General features: G+C 47.9%; 14 protein-coding genes. 9 read left to right on the forward strand and 5 right to left on the reverse strand.

What is annotated here, in order from left to right; all coding sequences use genetic code 11:
• Positions 1 to 205: 205 nt before the first annotated feature.
• From BUB18_RS15845 to BUB18_RS15860, 4 genes are all read left to right on the forward strand, one after another.
• Positions 206 to 514 carry a hypothetical protein gene (locus BUB18_RS15845; protein ID WP_073082929.1) on the forward strand — a complete coding sequence of 103 codons (309 nt, stop codon included), beginning with the start codon at positions 206 to 208 and terminating at the stop codon, positions 512 to 514.
• A 42-nt stretch (positions 515 to 556) separates the two neighbouring features.
• Positions 557 to 1,096: an RNA polymerase sigma factor gene (locus BUB18_RS15850; protein ID WP_178372147.1), complete on the forward strand. Its 540-nt coding sequence runs from the start codon at positions 557 to 559 to the stop codon at positions 1,094 to 1,096.
• Positions 1,097 to 1,137: 41 nt separating this feature from the next.
• Positions 1,138 to 1,542 (forward strand): hypothetical protein, encoded by a 405-nt coding sequence (locus BUB18_RS15855; protein ID WP_143159966.1) that lies wholly within the window; start codon positions 1,138 to 1,140, stop codon positions 1,540 to 1,542.
• 138 nt (positions 1,543 to 1,680) lie between these two features.
• Positions 1,681 to 2,454: an amidohydrolase family protein gene (locus BUB18_RS15860; RefSeq protein ID WP_073082935.1), complete on the forward strand. Its 774-nt coding sequence runs from the start codon at positions 1,681 to 1,683 to the stop codon at positions 2,452 to 2,454.
• 81 nt (positions 2,455 to 2,535) lie between these two features.
• On the opposite strand, the gene BUB18_RS15865 is transcribed toward BUB18_RS15860, so the two are convergent.
• A complete protein-coding gene (locus BUB18_RS15865) occupies positions 2,536 to 4,119 on the reverse strand; it encodes an FMN-binding glutamate synthase family protein (RefSeq protein WP_073082938.1) in 1,584 nt (527 codons plus the stop codon).
• A 346-nt stretch (positions 4,120 to 4,465) separates the two neighbouring features.
• Here BUB18_RS15865 and BUB18_RS15875 point away from each other — a divergent pair, with 346 nt between their 5' ends.
• The 5 genes from BUB18_RS15875 (at position 4,466) to BUB18_RS15895 (ending at position 12,743) form a co-directional block, all read left to right on the forward strand.
• Positions 4,466 to 7,066, forward strand: coding sequence for a family 20 glycosylhydrolase (locus BUB18_RS15875; protein WP_073082943.1), 2,601 nt, complete (start codon positions 4,466 to 4,468; stop codon positions 7,064 to 7,066).
• Positions 7,067 to 7,215: 149 nt separating this feature from the next.
• The gene (locus tag BUB18_RS15880; RefSeq protein ID WP_073082945.1) at positions 7,216 to 9,393 is read left to right on the forward strand and encodes a carbohydrate binding family 9 domain-containing protein; all 2,178 of its coding nucleotides are present in this window, start codon (positions 7,216 to 7,218) and stop codon (positions 9,391 to 9,393) included.
• Positions 9,394 to 9,802: 409 nt separating this feature from the next.
• On the forward strand, positions 9,803 to 11,083 hold the full coding sequence (locus tag BUB18_RS15885) for a TlpA family protein disulfide reductase (protein ID WP_073082948.1): 1,281 nt from the start codon (positions 9,803 to 9,805) through the stop codon (positions 11,081 to 11,083).
• Positions 11,084 to 11,324: 241 nt separating this feature from the next.
• Positions 11,325 to 11,603, forward strand: a complete 279-nt coding sequence (locus BUB18_RS15890) for an HTH domain-containing protein (RefSeq protein WP_073082951.1) — start codon at positions 11,325 to 11,327, stop codon at positions 11,601 to 11,603.
• Positions 11,604 to 12,047: 444 nt separating this feature from the next.
• Complete coding sequence (locus BUB18_RS15895) at positions 12,048 to 12,743, forward strand: LytR/AlgR family response regulator transcription factor (RefSeq protein WP_073082953.1); 696 nt, start codon at positions 12,048 to 12,050, stop codon at positions 12,741 to 12,743.
• Between the two features lie 4 nt (positions 12,744 to 12,747).
• Here BUB18_RS15895 and BUB18_RS15900 read toward each other — a convergent pair whose 3' ends face one another.
• The 4 genes from BUB18_RS15900 to BUB18_RS15915 form a co-directional block, all read right to left on the reverse strand.
• The gene (locus BUB18_RS15900) at positions 12,748 to 13,446 is read right to left on the reverse strand and encodes an AcvB/VirJ family lysyl-phosphatidylglycerol hydrolase (protein ID WP_073082955.1); all 699 of its coding nucleotides are present in this window, start codon (positions 13,444 to 13,446) and stop codon (positions 12,748 to 12,750) included.
• 63 nt (positions 13,447 to 13,509) lie between these two features.
• Positions 13,510 to 16,095 (reverse strand): phosphatidylglycerol lysyltransferase domain-containing protein, encoded by a 2,586-nt coding sequence (locus tag BUB18_RS15905; protein ID WP_073082958.1) that lies wholly within the window; start codon positions 16,093 to 16,095, stop codon positions 13,510 to 13,512.
• A 96-nt stretch (positions 16,096 to 16,191) separates the two neighbouring features.
• Positions 16,192 to 17,736, reverse strand: coding sequence for a hypothetical protein (locus BUB18_RS15910; protein ID WP_073082960.1), 1,545 nt, complete (start codon positions 17,734 to 17,736; stop codon positions 16,192 to 16,194).
• Positions 17,737 to 17,843: 107 nt separating this feature from the next.
• Positions 17,844 to 18,479, reverse strand: a complete 636-nt coding sequence (locus BUB18_RS15915; protein ID WP_073082963.1) for a hypothetical protein — start codon at positions 18,477 to 18,479, stop codon at positions 17,844 to 17,846.
• Positions 18,480 to 18,486 lie beyond the last annotated feature (7 nt).

An 18,486-nucleotide genomic window follows, 5' to 3' on the forward strand; every position in this document is an offset into this window, starting at 1 on the left:
CATCTGTATATATAATCCCTGTTAATTGATTTTTAAGAATCTATTAACAGGGATTTTTTTGTGAGGTGAAAATGGCCGTCTGTAAAGGCTTCATAGGTTTATGAAAAAAAATTTTGTTAACGCCAAACTTTCCACTTAACGCCCAGCGTATTTAAATAAAGCGCATCTGTGAGAATGCACCATGCTTTATTTAAACCAAAATTGCATGAAAAAACCAATCATTACAGTTACCATGTGGGGAATTGCCTTTAGTATGGCTACAGGTTGGAGAGGAACCTCAGAATCAGTCGGAAAAGTTGGTTTTCCTGAAGGAAAGTGGTATCTGGTAGATAGAGAAGGGAATGTATGGACAAAATATGAACAAGGTGGCCGGTTATTGGTATTAAGCGGGCAACAGGTAATACCGATGCGCTCCACACTAAAAAAGAAAGAAATGTACCCCGGCAACATATCAGGAAAATACTATCAACTCCAAAATGGAAACTTGCTATTCATTCAGGAACAGCTGCCTTAATTAATACTATCCAGCGTAAATCGGTTTTTACTATCTAGTCCATTGAAACAGGAAAATCAACATATCAATAGAGTAACTGTAACATTGCCCGCAGATAATAAGGAGGAAGCGTTCGACCTTATTTATGAGGAAAATTGTGGCCGTATCTATAATGTGTTGCTGAGTATGACCAGGGATGAAGCCGTTGCAAAGGATGCCTTTCAGGAAACATTCGTCAAAGTATGGCACAAAATGGATACTTATGACGCAGAAAAAGGATCCGTATATAACTGGATAAAAACAATCGCCCGGAATACTGCGGTGGATATGTTCAGAAGTGGATTGTACCGCAGCCTGCCTGAATTCAAGCCTTTGGGAGAGGAGTACCTGGATCTGGTAACTTACGATCGGGAATATACGGGTATTATTAAGGTGACCGATCGCCTTAAACCCGAACATCGGATCATTATAGAAATGATGTACTACAGAGGCAGGACATTAGTGGAAATAGCAAACTTTCTGCAAGTGCCGCTGGGTACCATAAAAACCAGATTGACCGAGGCAAGAAAGGTGTTAAGACAAATTTTGAAAAAAGAACATTGAACCTAGAACAGTACATATCATCAGGTATAATAGAAAGCTATGTGCTTGGCTTGATTTCAGACGAGGAATCGGCTGAACTGGCAATGATGTGTCAAAAATATCCCGAACTCCAGACTGAAATTGATATGGTGGAACGACGTTTTGAAAGACTGGCCTTTGATGAAATAATACATCCGCCCATGGAACTGAAAGACAGAGTATTGGAAAATATTAACAGATCAAGGGAGAAGGAACCCGAACCACTGCCTAACTATACTTTCATCAATATCCAACCAAAGCAGGCAAGTACCATTTCCGTTCACGTGGCCTGGAGGCTGATTTTTATATTGTTGGTCATAATCGCGCAGGTGGCCATTTTTCTGGCTATCTTTTATTATCTGAAATACAGCCAGCTGCAAAAAAATACAGACGGTAAAATTGTCCATCATATCGCGCAGGCGTATTGATAAACATCGACTTATGTGTGAGTATTAAAAGCAGTCGGTCTTTAGGGATCGCTTATTTCTTCACATTTCCTTCACTATATACTGCTTCCCGGTTTCACCAAATTTCAGTAGCTTACATAGTACACAAGCGATGAGATTATGTTTGAAAAACCCGTGTTCGATGCACATTTGCATATAATTGACCGTCAGCATCCCTTACAGCCGAATCAGGGTTTCCTGCCGTCAGCATTTACAGTTACTGACTACCAGCAGCGCACCGCTGATATGGATATAGTTGGTGGCGCCGTAGTATCCGGCTCTTTCCAGGGCTTTGATCAAACCTACCTGTTAGAAGCACTGGAACAATTAGGACCTTCCTTTGTGGGTGTTACACAAATTCCTGCCAGCACCAGTGATGAGGAAATTGTTAAACTGAATGACGCCGGCGTGAGAGCGGTACGCTTCAACGTGCAGCGCGGTGGCTCAGAAAGTATCCGTCACCTGGAAAATCTGGCACTACGTGTATATGACCTTGTAAAGTGGCATGTGGAGTTGTATATCGATTCCCGACAGCTCCCCAGTATTTCCACTACATTGAAAAAGCTGCCTAAAGTGGTGATTGATCACCTGGGGTTATCAAAATCCGGTTTTAAATACCTGCTGCAACTGGTGGATAAAGGAGCGATTGTGAAAGCGACCGGATTTAATCGCTGCGATTTTGATGTGGTTCCTGCTATGAAGCAGATCACAGCTATCAATCCTGCGGGGCTGATCTTCGGTACGGACCTGCCGTCGACACGTGCACCGCGGCCGTTTTCCATAAGTGATTTGCAGTTGATCCTAAAAAGCTTTTCTGCGGATATGCTTACCCGTGTTTGCCGCGATAATGCGTTACGTTTGTATAAACCAGCCGGTACACCGGTTGTTGGATAGAAAAGGAAAAGGGCCAAAGGCCCTTTTCCTTTTCTATAGTCCGGCGCGTCAGGCGCCGGACTATAGAAAAACTGACTTTATTTACCCCCACTTCTCAATACTAATCCCTTCCAGCTGCTGCCGCAAAGCCTCCGGTGCATTGCCGTTTACCAGTGCTCCCGGTGCCGTGCTGGGGTAAATATCTTCAAAAGTCCTTACCTGGTTCATAAACACCCGGCGATACATATGCCGGCGGGTCACCTGGTGCGGATCAGGTAGGCCCGCTGCTGCGGCCAGTTCCATGGCACTCTCAATTGTATCCCGGTGGTAGTTGGCTACCCGTTGCTTTTTATCACTCACTACGAGTCCTTCCATTAGCCATTTATCCTGCGTGGCTACACCGGTAGGACACGTATTGGTATTACAGAGCAGCGCCTGTATGCAGCCGATAGCCATCATCATGGCACGGGCACTGTTGCAGGCATCCGCACCCAGTGCGAGCGCGCGTAAGATATGATAGCCCGTCATCACTTTTCCGGAAACAATCAGCCTGATTTCCTTTCGTATATTAAATCCCGTTAGGGTGTCGTGCACAAAGGCCAAACCATCCATCATCGGCATGCCTACAGAGTTGGAAAACTCTGGTGGCGCGGCTCCGGTGCCCCCTTCACCACCATCTACCGTAATAAAATCCGGGTAGATGTTTGTAGCAATCATCGCCTTGCAGATCGCGTAAAATTCATTTGGCTGCCCGATGCACAATTTAAACCCTACCGGCTTGCCCTTGCTTAACTCCCGCAGTTTACCGATGAACAGCATCATTTCCCTCGGGTTGTTAAACGCAGTATGATAAGGAGGGGAGAACACTGTGGTGCCGGGTTTTACATGCCTGATTGCCGCAATTTCCGGGGTGTTTTTGGAAGCAGGTAAAATACCGCCATGGCCAGGCTTGGCTCCTTGCGATATTTTCAGCTCCACCATTTTTATTTGCGGCAGGGCCACTTTTTCGGCAAACAGTTCAGGGGAAAAGTTCCCGTTATCATCCCTGCAACCAAAGTACCCGGTACCTATTTGCCAGATGATATCTCCGCCCTGTTTCAGGTGATGTTCGCTGATGCCACCTTCGCCGGTGTTATGGGCAAAGTTGCCGATTTTAGCGCCACCGTTCAGCGCTTCCACTGCGTTGGCACTGAGCGAGCCATAGCTCATGGCACTCACATTCAGGATACTGGCCGAATAAGGCTGCGAACAGTCCTTCCCACCGATCAGCACCCGCGGGTCCTTGTCCATTTTATCAAAGTCATGTGGCTGAATGGAATGTGCCATCCATTCATACCCTTCCGCATATACGTTAAACTGTGTTCCAAAGGGCTGTGAATCCAGTTCCCGCTTAGCGCGCTGGTACACGGTGGATCTGTCTATCCGGTTAATCGGGCGGCCATCAATATCACTCTCCACAAAATACTGATGCACTTTCGGTCGCATTGCCTCCATCCAGTAGCGCATACGCCCCAGCACCGGGAAGTTGCGGATGATAGCATGCCTGGTTTGCATCATGTCTAAAATTCCCATAATTACAATCGGTAAAAGGAGTAGCAACAACCACCATACCCAGGGAAAGTAGAACCCCAGCACAATTACTCCTAAAAGACTCAATGCCGAAAAAATGATAAATCTCTTAGCCATAGGACAGATTATTTATTTGAATTTAAGTTATTTATGTGTGACGCTGAAATTCCACCGCGGTTCACGAGCAGAGAGGTGGTACCACCGGTATACCGCTCTCCTCGTATTCTTCAGAGCCGAAGGCCCTGAAGAATACGAGGAAGAAAAGTTGTTGCAAAAATTGCAAATTCATTTTTTGCAACGTTTGCATATTTGCATTTTAGTAACTATATTACAACGCGCTGCCGGCAATTCAGTTTGCAGCCGCATCAACCAGGATTGATATGCCATTATACATAATCCCCGAAGGGACCCGTCTGTGTAGTAGAACATACCATTTTCAGATCTTACATAATTCATCCAATTAATGATGTTTAAGCATTTAAGTAAACTGGTTGCAGTACCCATGGTGATGGCCGCCACACTCAATGTACAGGCCCAGCAAACACCTTACGATCTCTCGCGTTTAAAATCCTCCTGGGAAGTAGTGGAAAACAACTACCAGGGAAAAATGCAGTTCCTTTCTTCATTTACTTTTATCAACAACGGTAGTAACCCGTTTCCCTCAAAAGACTGGCAACTGTATTTCAACTTCGTTCGCATGATCAAGCCCGGTCAACAACTGCCCGGCGTGAAACTGGAACATGTAAACGGCGATTTGTATCGACTTTCACCTACAGCTGATTTCAAAGGCATTGCCCCTGGCGACTCCATCAAAGTCAATTTCGCCAGCGATGCCTGGGCCGTAAACTTTACTGATGGCCCTACCGGCATCTATGTAGTTTGGGCAGGTCAACCCAACAAAGGCATTCCTTTGAAGGATTACACCATCCGCCCTTCTACCTCCGCCCGCCAGCTGATGCGCTATCCTGGCGATAAAAGCGCTGTAGTAACGCCTACACAGATCTTCAAACAGAACGCTGTTATAAAAGATATTCCTTTAGCACAGCTGCCACTGGTTTTCCCTACACCGGTATCCTATAATACCACCGCAGGCAACCTGGTACTGGATGCATTCCCGGACATCAAAGCGGATGACCGGCTGGCCGCAAGCGCCCGATTCCTCAATAATGAACTGATTACATTGCTTGGTAAACGTGCTACAGGTAAGGTGGTTATCAACTTCAAAGTGGACGAGTCCCTGGCTGCAGATGCCTATAAACTGGATGTTACGCCGCAAGGTGTTACCATCACCGCCTCCGATAATGAAGGGGCGTTTTACGGTATTCAGTCCCTGAAAGCCCTGATATCACCTGCCGCATGGGCCGGTATGCCTAAATCTATCAGCATTCCGGCCGTGCAGGTGAGCGATTACCCGCGCTTTAAGTACCGCGCATTTATGATCGATGTAGCCCGCAACTTCCATAATAAAAAGGACCTGCTGCGACTCATCGATGTAATGGCGCTCTACAAGCTCAATGTCCTGCACTTCCACTTCAGCGATGATGAAGGCTGGCGACTGGAAATACCCGGCCTGCCTGAATTGACAGAAGTAGGTGCACGCCGCGGTCATACGCCTGATTTCAAATCCATGCTGCCACCGTCCTACGGCTCCGGACCCGACTCCACCAACGCCGCCGGTACGGGGTATTTTAGTCGCGCCGATTTCATAGAAATCCTGAAGTATGCAACGGAAAGGCATATACGCATCTTACCGGAAATAGAAACACCAGGCCACGCCCGCGCTGCTGTGAAGTCGATGGAAGTGCGTTACGACCGCCTCGCCGCCCAGGGCCGCCAACAGGAAGCAGAAGAATACCTGCTGACCGACCTGAAGGACAAATCAACCTACCACTCGGTACAGTACTGGAACGACAATGTTATGAACGTAGCCCTTCCATCTACCTATAAATTCCTGGAAAAAGTAATTACTGAAATCCAGGCCATGTACAAGGAAGCTGGTGCACCACTTACCGCTGTGCATATGGGAGGAGATGAAGTGCCGCACGGGGTGTTTGAGCAGTCACCGGCCTGTATTGCACTGATGCAGCAGGATAAAAACGTGAAAAACGTAGATGACCTGTGGTACTACTTCTATCGTAAAGTCCACCACATCCTCCAGGCTAAAAACCTCGAAGTAGCAGGATGGGAAGAAGCAGGTATGCGCAAAACTACCATCGATGGTAAAGCTGCCAGCATTCCTAACCCCGACTTTGCTAACGACAACTTCCAGCTCAATGTATGGAACAACGTTATCGGGGGAGGGCAGGAAGACCTTTCCTACCGCCTCGCTAATGCAGGCTATAAAGTAATCCTCTCCGGCGTAAGCAACTTCTATTTTGACATGGCTTACATGAAATCCTTTGATGAACCAGGATTTTACTGGGGTGGATTTGTAGACATCGACAAACCGTTTTACTTCATACCTTTCGATTATTATAAAAATTCCAAGGTAGACGGTAAAGGTGATCCGGTTACTGCCGCCACTTTCATGGGTAAAGACCGCCTCACCGGCTTCGGGCAATCCAATATCCGCGGCATCCAGGGCCTGCTCTGGAGCGAAACGGTTACCAACTCCGACCGGATGGAATATATGATCTACCCTAAAATGTTAGGGCTGGCCGAAAGAGCATGGGCGCAAGATCCTGCCTGGGCCACGGAAAAGGATTCCACTAAGGCTGAACAGCTGTACAATCAGGCCTGGAGCGTGTTTACAAACGTTGTGGGCAAACGCGAACTGCCCCGCCTCGATAAACTCAATGGCGGTTATAACTACCGCATTCCTACCGCAGGTGTGCAGGTAAACGAAGGTGAAGTGAGTATCAATTCACAATTCCCTGGTATGGTGATCCGCTACACTACTAACGGTGAAGAGCCTACGCAAAAAAGCCCTGCATATACCGCGCCTTTCAAAGCAGGTGGTAAAACAGTGAAAGTGCGTGTGTTCGATACCCGTGGACGGAGTAGTCGCAGCACTACGGTAAAAGTGCCGCAGCCACAGGAACAACTGAGAAATAACCGCAACTAAAAGCATAGATGATCCCCGCCAACAGCGGGGATCATTGCTTTATAACTGCCGATAGGCAAAGCCAGCCGCGCGCAGCGCGGCATTTCTAACTGATACCGAAGGTATCAGTTGAAAACCCGTTACTGGAAATATTAGAAAAACTAAGAGCAGTGTTACGAATTCCACGATTACTATGCTTATGCCTTTGCTGGCCCGCATTACTATTTGCACAAAAGAAAAATGAAGCCTGGAAGCTGCCGCTTTCCCGTGCAGTGTCTCCCATTAAAATTGATGGTATTATCGACGAGGAGGCCTGGCGCTACGCCGCTGTGGCAAAGGACTTCCGGATGGTGTTGCCCATGGATACCAGCGCTGCCAAACTGCGTACGGATGTGCGTATGGTCTATGACCAGCAGCGCCTTTACATATTGGTGGAAAACTATACCGATGGCAGCAAACCTTATATGGTTGAGTCGCTGCGCCGCGATTTCTCCTTCCTCAAAAACGATAACTTCATCCTTTTCATGGACCCGTTTGATGATCAGACCAACGGCTTTGCCTTTGGCGCGAATGCTGCCGGCGCCCAGTGGGACGGATTGATGTACGATGGGGGGAAGGTGGACCTCAGCTGGGACAACAAGTGGGTAAGCGCCGTGAAAAACTATCCTGACAAATGGGTGTTTGAAGCCGCTATACCGTTTAAGACTATACGTTATAAAAAGGGTGTAACCCAGTGGGGGATTAATTTTAGTCGCAACGACCTGAAAACAACAGAGAAATCAGCCTGGGCGCCCGTTCCGCGGCAGTTTCCCACTGCCTCCCTGGCCTATACGGGCACCCTGCAATGGGACACTACACCGCCGCCTGCCGGCCCTAATATCTCCATAATACCTTATTTGCTGGGTGGGGTATCAAAAGATTATGCCGCACACGGTAATACCACCTGGCGCCGGGATGCCGGCCTGGATGCGAAAATCGGCATTACTTCCTCGCTCAACCTGGACCTGACGGTAAATCCGGATTTCTCGCAGGTGGATGTGGATAAACAGGTGACCAACCTGGATCGGTTCGAATTATTTTTTCCGGAGAGACGTCAATTTTTCCTGGAGAACGGTGACCAGTTCTCGAACTTTGGCTACAGCACATTGCGCCCGTTTTTTTCGCGGCGTATAGGCCTGGGAGTACCTATCCAGTTTGGCGCCAGGCTGAGTGGTAAGCTGAATAAAGACTGGCGGCTGGGCCTCATGAACATGCAAACCGCGGCAAAAGATGAACTGCTGTTGCCGGCACAAAACTATACGGTGGCCGCTTTGCAACGCCGTATGTTCACCCGCTCCAACCTGGGCTTTCTGTTTATTAATAAGGAGTCGCTGAACTATACGCCGCCGCAGGAAACCGGTAAACCGGTGTATAGCCAGTATAACCGCAACTTTGGCCTGGAGTACAACCTCGCTTCCAGCAATAACTTCTGGACGGGTAAGGCGCTGGTGCTGAAATCGTATAGTCCTGACCGTTCGGGCAGCGACTGGGCTACTGCTGCTAATCTGCAGTACACCAGTAAAGTGTGGAATATAGGCTGGCAGCACGAATATGTGGGGCATAACTATAACGCTGAGGTAGGTTATGTGCCTCGCCGGGGTTATATAAAAGTGGCGCCCACTGCTACGCGGCTGTTCTTCCCGGTGTCCGGGCCGGTGCTGAGCCATGGGCCACAGGTAACCAGTACCTGGTTTATGGATGAGCAGTTTCACCGGACGGACAATGAAACGATGCTGAATTATGGCCTGGTGTTCAGGCAGCGTAATACGCTGAATGTCTGGACTTCCAACACCTATATTAAATTGCTGCAGGCGTTTGATCCTACCAATACCGGTAAGGATAGTCTGGCTGTAAACACTACCCATAGCTGGAACACGGTGGGGGCCGACTATGTATCCCAGCCGCAGCAACTCTTTACTTACGCATTTTCCGCCCGTTACGGTGGTTATTATGCCGGTGGTCGGCGACTGATGCTGAATACGGAGCTGGGCTACCGTTTTCAGCCCTATGTAAGTATTGCGATGAGTGCCAATTACAATGATATCCGCCTGGGGGCGCCCTGGGGCTATAATTCTTTTTGGCTGGTGGGGCCTCGTTTGGATGTAACGATGACGAACACCCTGTTTTTTACCGGCTTTATGCAGTATAACGAGCAGATGAAGAATATAAATCTGAATGCACGATTGCAGTGGCGGTATCGTCCGGCCTCGGATTTATTCATCGTATATACGGATAACTACCTCCCGGAACCCTTTTACGTCAAAAACCGGGCGCTGGTATTAAAATTAGTGTACTGGTTTAACCTCTGATTTTTGCAATGGGTTGCGTTGCTGCTAAGTCTTACTGGTTGGGAGTTTTGATAATTTAATTATCACTCCTAACCAAAATTTTATTTGTTAATCACCGCTTTGTTAAGAAATAATTTACATTCTCACCATTTCACTCATTTATTATTGTACCACAATACGCGGTTAATTTTCTCCACTGCACTAAAGCAAGCATTGGGCTACGTAAAGTTTTCATTTACTATCGTTGTGAATACAAGCCCCCTATGGTGTCTACCATGGGGATTTGTGTTTGTATATTAACCGTTGCTTAACGACTGCATAACAATTTTACGATCGGATTGATATTATCATTGTAGCAATGTTGTTCTCCATTAGCTCCATATCACTATACCGGACCGTGTTCCTCTCCTTCATAGGCTTATTGGCGTGTATGCGTGTAGCATCGCAGGTTCCCTGTATCACCGGGAAGGTAGTGGGTGGCCGTACGGGGCAGCCGGTATCGGTGTCGTATTGGGTGCAGCCGGGCATATCGCCGGTGATCAGCCAGGAGGTGGCACTGGAGCGGGATTCCTTTTATTGCCTTATTCCGGAGGCGCAGGTGGGCCTGCTGTTTTTTTATGCAGATGCAGGAGGGGGCAGGAGTTTCCAGGGCATTATCGGCAAAAGTGATAGTATTCATATAGTTTTTTCGGGAGATACTATTCTGCTCTCAGGCAGGGGGGCCGCGGGAAGCCGCGTGTTGTACATCTGCAAACGTACCCTGTCGGGTGCTAAGCGCGAAGGCCAGGCGATAGGGCTACAAATGGAAAATGAGAAACAAATCCTGCAAACGATTGAAACACAGTTGAGCCATTACCGTGATAGTATGCCGGCGGACATGCACGCCTTGCTGCGGGCGGATTTGCTGGGGCAGGTGGCCTCCGGGATGATCAGTACTTTCTGGCAACAGGACCCGGACCTGCAGGAAACCATGTACCAGCAATACATCCGGCCGGCCTTGCCAGACATCCCCAACAGCGAACAAAACGCTTTATCAGCGCGCTTCCTGGCTTATCAGTTGGATAAAGCACAGGTCGACTACTACAGAAGCAGTCATTTGCAATGCACTAACAGTGCCGTATACCAGTGGATTAAAACCCATTACACCGGCGTATTACAGGAAAAACTGCTGGCGCATCAGCTGCTGATGGCCTTTGCCATGGGCGGTATGGAGGAAGAACTGGAAAACTGCGCGAAAGATTATTTGTCCTTCGCGCATGATCCCATCAGTAAAGAAGCCGTAGCTACGCCCTATAATAAAATGAAGCGCGGCATCCGCAAAGGCTTGCCGGCACCGGCTTTTAGCTTGCCCGACTTCCAGGGTAACACCGTGTCCCTCAGTCAGTTCGCCGGTAAAGTAGTACTCCTGCACTTCTGCTCCGACGATGATAACCTGTTACCCACCCTCGATGAAATTTCAAAATGTTTTCAACATGATCCCGTCGCTTTTTTGCACATAGGGATGAAACCCTTTCCTGTAAAGGGCGTTGGGCTGCAGCTGTACCCAGGTACGCAGTTCGCTGCCATGCAGCAGCAGTATAACGTGAACGCATGCCCCACACTAATTGTGATTACACGCGACGGCCATATTTTCGCAGTGAAGCCCCCAAACCCAGCAGAGGACTACGGTACAGCGCTTACCAATATTATTTACGAAGCATTACAGCAATAAAAAAATAGGGATTCCTGCCAATAAAAAGCAGCAGACTGCGTTTAATGTGCGGACTCAGTATAACCGAAAGGACGCGACTGTAGCGCATACGCGCTATTAACTTGCAGCAGGATTTATTGGAACTACAATTAAATCAAGTTACTAATATTTACATTAAAATATATATATCGCAAGCTTGGTTTAATCAGTACAATTCCGTAAATTAAATATTATAACTCATCGTTAAGCCCCTCTATGCCACATGCCAAAGCGTTATTTTGACCGTTTACAGACCATTGATTACCTAATCAGGATCAAAGGCACCGGGAAGCCCGCTCAGTTAGCCAAGCGGCTTCGTATTTCCGAAAGAACACTCTATGAATTCCTCAAAATGATGAAGGAGTTAGGTGCTCCCATTGAATACGACCGGTACAAGGAAAGCTACTATTACTCGGAAAAAGGTGGATTCAACATCAGGTTCACGAAGAACCTGGTCACCGCGAGTGCTGTACTTCTGGCCTTCCTGATCACATTGTGGTAATCTCGGCCTGATGCACACTCTCTTAGAGTGATGCCGCCGCATTGCACCCCAGGTGCCCAAGATACTGTTGCCCGACCTTAACCCGCCGGCCCTCAGGATCTTTTGTTACATCCATCAATCATTGGTGGACAGGGATACTTTTTGTATTCCTGTTCACCTTTTTTTGTTAATTCCTGTTCCGTTAACATTGAGTAAACAATTGACACTTTTATTATCCGCAATTTTATAGCCGGAAAAGTCCAAAAGCAATGTGCCACCTGGTTACTAAATAACAATTAGCAGCCATCAGTGATCGATGAAATAAGATATTTTTTTCATAACGCGGTTTAGATTAGATTTTTAATACTACGCAGGTTTCTATCCAGTCACCTGCTACCTTTTTAGTCCGGCAAAGCAACCGCACGGGTTTATGCTTCGTAATAAAAAAAATAATACATCAATCGTATGATGTTAAATTGCCTCATCCTTGGTGATATACCCAACGGATTTCAAAACCTGAAAAGGTTTATCAATGATACCTCTTTTACGTTTCTGGCCCAACACTGCCAGAGCTTTGACGCGGCCATGCCCTTCCTGGATACCGCAACCATTCACCTTATCTTCGCCGGCGCACCACCACCACAACCAGAAACATTATTCACAGAAGAACAAACTAGTATGTCCGTACTAGTATTATCCTACCCGGACAACAATCCCTATCCATTCTATGTTTGTCACGAAGAAGTATTATTCCCACACCTTACCTACGAAGCTTTTTATAATCTCGTTTACCGATTCTATAATATCATCAACATGGAAGGACAACAAACAATACCCCCAAGAACAACCGACCACTTCATGATCCGTTGTGAAAACCACTATGAGAAAATAAAATATGAAGACCTCCGCTACCTGGAAGTAATGGACGACCACATTCTCCTCCATACCAAAGACCAGAAAATAGCGACCAGGGAAAAGTTGGACTGGATCATGGCACAACTGCCACTGAGCGAGTTTATGCACGTACACAGATGGTATGTGGTCGGGTTTCACCACATCGATCAGCTGGAAGAAGATCACCTATACATCGGATCGATACGCATCCCTGTATCAAGAAATATCCAGCCGGAAATAGAAAAACGGTATAAAAAACGCTGGTAACAAACTAATGCGCAAAACCTGCAATCAGCCTGTTCGCCACACCCGCAGCATCTTCATCATAGGAATGCCCGCCGGGTAAAATTAATTTCTTGTAATGTGGTATCGTGAGCTCTGAAAGATTAAAATCTTTCTCCTCTTCCCCAAATACCAGTAACAAAGGCCTGGAAATCTTATTGATCTCCGCCGGTACACTCATGCCCTTATTGCCACCCTTGCCCAGCATGTCGGATAAATGTACCTCCATGTCCGTAAACCTGCTGGGGGATAAAAGTACCACGTGCTGCACCTCCGCCACCATCGCCGCCGGTAGATGGGTATAAATAAAAGGCATCACATCCGCGCCCAGCGAATACCCTATCAATATGATTCCCTGGTGAGTATTCCATTGCGCCTGGTAATAGCGGATCAAATTGGCAACATCCGTCGCCGCCTGCACCGGGGTCTTCTTATTCCAGAAATATTTCAGTGCATTCAACGCCACTACAGGGTAAGTACGCTTCTGGAACTCGTCTATCACATTCGCAGAAAATTTCTTCATACCACCATCTCCAGTGATATAAAATATTAAGGGAGATGTAGCACCCGCCGGTGGCGCCTTTACCTGTACGGGTAAATTGCCGGGTATGGATTGAGCTCCCGCCTGATGTACACCGGCGAGCAATAGCAACGCCGTAAAAATAATCGTAAAATACCTGCTGGTCATATTCATTGCCGTTCTTCTATGGAACAATGTCTTCCTCGCATTGTTCATGCCAAAAACTTTGCGTTATGGCTGCATCACCTTATTCAGCGCTACCGGCAACTGTAGCAGGTCAAAGTCGTGTTCATACACCAGGTATTTATTGGTCCACTCCGTGGCATATTTGTCCTTAAACTCCCGCAACCCCTGGTAATGCCGGAAAAAACGCAGCTTTTCATAGGCATACTTCACCATTTTTTCAGCGGTATTCTGCGGCTGACTAATACCGGACATCGGTACCATGCCCAGGTTCAGCGTTTCCAGTCCCTTAGCCTGCGCATCCTGTATCAGCGCAATGATCAGGGCATCCATCACTCCTCCCGGCGCGTCAGAACGCTTCCGAATCAGGTCGTAGGTGCACTCTCCCGGCGTATAATCAGGGATGATGTTCAAAAATGCCACCACTTCTCCTGCTGCATTTGTTACGGTAATCACATCCTGGTGGCGGATTTCCTCCTTATTAAACAGTCCCTGAGAAAAAGTCATTTCCTTCACTTCATATTGCGCCAGCCACTCATCACTCACGGCCTTCAGGCTGGCCAGCAGCTGGTCCGGCTGCGGCGCTACCTGTATTTGTGTGGTATAGCCTTTATTGGCCAAACTGTTTAAGCCATTACGGAGCGACTTCTTGTCCTTACCACTCAGCGTGAAATTGCGCAGGTCCATGATGGCCTCCTGCCCAATCAGCATTTTCTTCTTCTTAAGGTGATTAAAATAGTAGGTACTATCCTCATCTACGCGGTAAAACGCCGGTCGCAGCCCCATCTTCTTACATTGTTCTTCAAACTCACTCAGCAGCCCTTCCTTATTCTCCTCACTGCAAACCGGTTCTTCCAGCACTATCGCAAAGCTGCTGGCCACACGGTAGGCTACAAACCCTTCGAAGGTATCAGATACAAACAGCAGCTTGTCGCTCCCCACTTTAAAGTAATCCATAGGGGAGTTGCCATACTGACTCAGGTAGAACCTCGCCTTCTCCATCGCGCTGTTGCTATGCTTCGTCACTTTCAGGTACGGACGAATGATCGTATAGAAAAGAAACGCCCACGCACTTACGCCCAGTACCCTTATGGCGGACATAAACTCCTTCCCGAAGCGGGTAACCGGTACCAGCCCGTCGTCATCCAGCAGCATAAAGCCATGGAACGCATGGCGCAACGATTGCAGCCAGGTAAAGTCAATGCCGAAATGCTTCACATTCAGGAAGTAAAAACCAACAGACCCAAACAGCAACACTACGCCAAAAGTAGCAATGGCCGTCACCACACCGATATTCACCAGCTGCGGATTACTTTTTACACGATATTGTCGCGCTGTAATAATCAATATCACACTGGTAACCAGGGCCAGGGTAGCCTCTTCATAGTCCAGCGCCTTGCTGATATGCCCAATCACGGAGAGCAGCGAAACTGATAGCGCTACAATCCATGCGCTCCGCAAGCCGCGGAAGAGGAAGGTGGCTGTAACCAGCAGCACCAGCCCGAGAAATACCACCAGCAGATTGCTGGCATGAATGGAAGTGCCCGGAATATATGCACGCAGCATATGCATACGCGAAGCTAAAGGCGGCGTTAACACCGAAAAGATGTTTACCATCCCCAGTAAAAAAATCAGAATAGGTGGTAATATGCGCAGTACGAGGTCCTTCCCCTTGAGCGCAAACGCAAACATACCGGCAATCAATGGCAGCCAGAATTCAAATAAGCGGAATAATAAAGTGATTTCCAGCGCCTGCAACGATGTATAGCCGTAATTGGTAAGCAGGTAGGCGAGCGATAACTCTATAGCGCCCAGGCCCCGCAGGAAAGGTGAAATAATGAGAAAAATGGTGGCGACTATATATCCCACGCAGGCTGCTTCCATGGAAGGCGTTACCCCAACAGCCAGCATGCTCAGGTATAAATGTGCAATGCCCGCCACCTCTATCAGCACGGAAGCCAAAATGGTTTTTGTGAAGGCAGGCAGCTGCAACTGAAAAGTAAAAATCTCATCTATCTGATGGGCCGCAGCAGGAAAGTATTTGGTGAGCAACCGATACATCCGCCCTTTGTGCTGCATAGAGCGTACAAACATCACCACCCCTGCCAGCAGCAGGCAGATGGTGACTAATCCCCATGCGGCATCCCGCATGGAAGCTGCATGCAACATCGCATACAACACTACAGGAATACCTACCAGAAAAACAGACAGGATGCCAACAAACCCATATATGCCGGAAGCCTGGTGAATTTGTTGCTTGTGGAGGTGTTCCCGCTTCAGACTCTGCGGAAGGTAAGCCAGTGAACTGATGCCGCCGGCTGGCAGGAATACAGACAACAGGTTACGCTTCAGAAATAGCTCTGTGCTTTTGATAAGGTTCAGTTTTGCTCCAATGGATTTGAAACTGTAGACATACATGGCCGCCTGAAAAAGTATATAGGCCACCGTTATACCCACGCCAAGTATTACCCATCCCCTGTGGGCCCGCTCTATGGCAGGTACCAGGGCCTTGAGCTCATGGCGCTCGGCGCGAAAGAAATAAATAGCCAGGAGTATAAACAGTACTGCCAGTAGTTCTTTCCAATGTAGTTTTCGTAGAAATGCAGGTGTAATAAATTTGGTTCCGCCAGACATAGCTGTATCGCTTCAGTGTATATTGATTACTACAAAGTTAGGGCATGTTATGCTGCGCCAGCCGTCAGCGACGGACTTTAAGCTGATTTTAATCTGTTATAACCTATTGATAATGACTACTTTTTCGACGTGAATGATTTGGTTGTCTTCGCCTATGAACTGCAGGTAATAGTTGCCGCCCGACAAACCGGATGGTACATCTATTTCGTAATAGTTACGATTTTGCAGCGGTTGCGGGAAAGTAGTATAGCCAACCCGGCGGCCTGGTACATCGATGAGCGCCATCGCCTTTATGTGCAACGCACCCGCGTAATAGATATGCAGCACCGTGCCTGCCCTGACAGGATTAGGCCACAGGCGGATCTGCCCATCTACAAATTTTCCTTTCACGAGCCGTATAGGGCTGTAAAAAAAATAACCGTCCGTCATGATTACTTTCAGCCGGTATAGCAAACTTTCTTCAGTATCCTGGATGTCGAGCGTGTCGTACCCTACAGGAACATAGCTGATCCCGTTCGGACTTTTGGTGACCACAAAGCCAATAGAATCGAAGTTAGCAGCATCCAGTCTTTTCCGTTCGATCGAGATGCCACGGAGGAAATATTCACGGATAGTAGCCCATCGTAAAGTGATGGAGTCGGATGCAATATCATTCCTGAAGGCATCAAAAAACTGTAGTGCAGTTTTAGAAGGACTGTTAATAATTTCCGCCACCATACTGGTAAAGAAACCGTTGTTGCCGGGTAGCTGGAAAGTACGTGTATTAAAGGCGGCAGCTTTATTAGGTGTACCACTGGTGTAAATATTTGGTGAAACCGGCGCCGACCTGGTTCTTGCAGTATCCCAGTTACTACCGTTGAAGTATGCTACATAGCTGCTGTTGCGGTTAGCTTCGTAGTCTGGTCCTTCGTCAGATAGTTTATGCACCAGCGTTACACCCATTTCAGTATTTGGTGTGAGCGGGTCGATCTGCCAGGTTTTATTTACGCTGGTGGTAAACAGGTTGCGGCCCTGTGTTAACCCTGCGAGCACACTATCGCTGACGCCTGTACGCACCGTGCTGCTGCCGGTTTTTACGGCAACTACCGCAGGCGTAAACGATGAAGGCCGGGTGCCTACCGGGAAAACTACTTCTCCATCGGCCGGTTGCAGGTTGGATCGGTACAGGAATCCGCTGCCGAAGCGGCCATCTGTAACGATGAAATTACTATCTGAAAAATTGCGGATGGTGCCGGGGGTATGGTGGCCTACGACCAGGTTCCAGCCGTTGAGGAAAATACTGCCTTTGCGTAAGTCCAGCTCATGGCTGATTTTGAGATCATTAAGATCGTCCAGTATCAGCCCTGGTGAATTAAATACCCGCAGGTTCGGAAAAATGGTACCGCCATTTTGCGATACGTTATAACCACCGCTCATGTATTGATACACTACATTAGGATTGATATTCCTTTGTTGTATGAACTGGAACCAGCCACCATTACCGCTAAGGCCGTCGCTGCTTTCGTCGAGGATGGCAGCACCGCTGTTGTTGCGCCACCTTAATCCGTAGAAGTTGAGCACGGAGCCTGGCATGGAAAGGATATTGCCTTCATGGGTCATATCGCCGAATACTGCCACTGTATCCTGGCCAAACAGGGCCATGTGGCCGCCGGGATGCAGCCAGGTACCTGATTGCGCCTGCAGCAGTTTACAGCAGCAGGCAAGGAGGATGGTTAATATGTATTTGCGTTTATGCGTAAGCGTGATATTTAATACCCGGTTATTGTATAGTATATTTTGTGCGTTACATCGCCATCCATGACCACACTGTTGCCCAGGCCCAACAGGCCGGGGTTTCCTACGATTACTGCAAACGTGACCCTGGTAGTGGTGTAATTATACACTGCTACAATCGGTACTGCATTAGCGGTATTACCACCTTTCGCGGTGGCCTGTATATTCACTATCTGTGTATAAAAACCGGCAGGAATGTTTACAAAGGGCAATCCTGAGCTGATGTTGGTTACCGAGTCAACAATAATTTTCATGGGTGTTTGCAGAATGGTATTGGTGGCTGCTCCTGCCAGGCTATAATATGCCGGTGAAACATTGGGCGCAGTTAATTTTTGCCAGGTAGATCCCACCCGCACGTATAAACTGGTGTCTGTGGTATTGAATACAATCATGCCGGCAGGGGCGGTATTCAGCGGAGCTGCTGCCAGTGCTGTACCGGGTACGCGCGTCAGTAGCAACCCTTGCTTGCTGGAGTTGAGCTCCAATACGGCGGCCTTGCTGGTAACGGATGTTCCCAGGTCGCCCAGTCGTAGCTGTTGTGCATGTACACTGTTAAAAAGGAATACCAGCATGCATACCGACAGCCATTTGGTGATACAGGCTATTTGCATATGCCAA

The sequence above is a fragment of the Chitinophaga jiangningensis genome (genome assembly GCF_900142605.1).
GTDB classification, from domain to species: domain Bacteria; phylum Bacteroidota; class Bacteroidia; order Chitinophagales; family Chitinophagaceae; genus Chitinophaga; species Chitinophaga jiangningensis.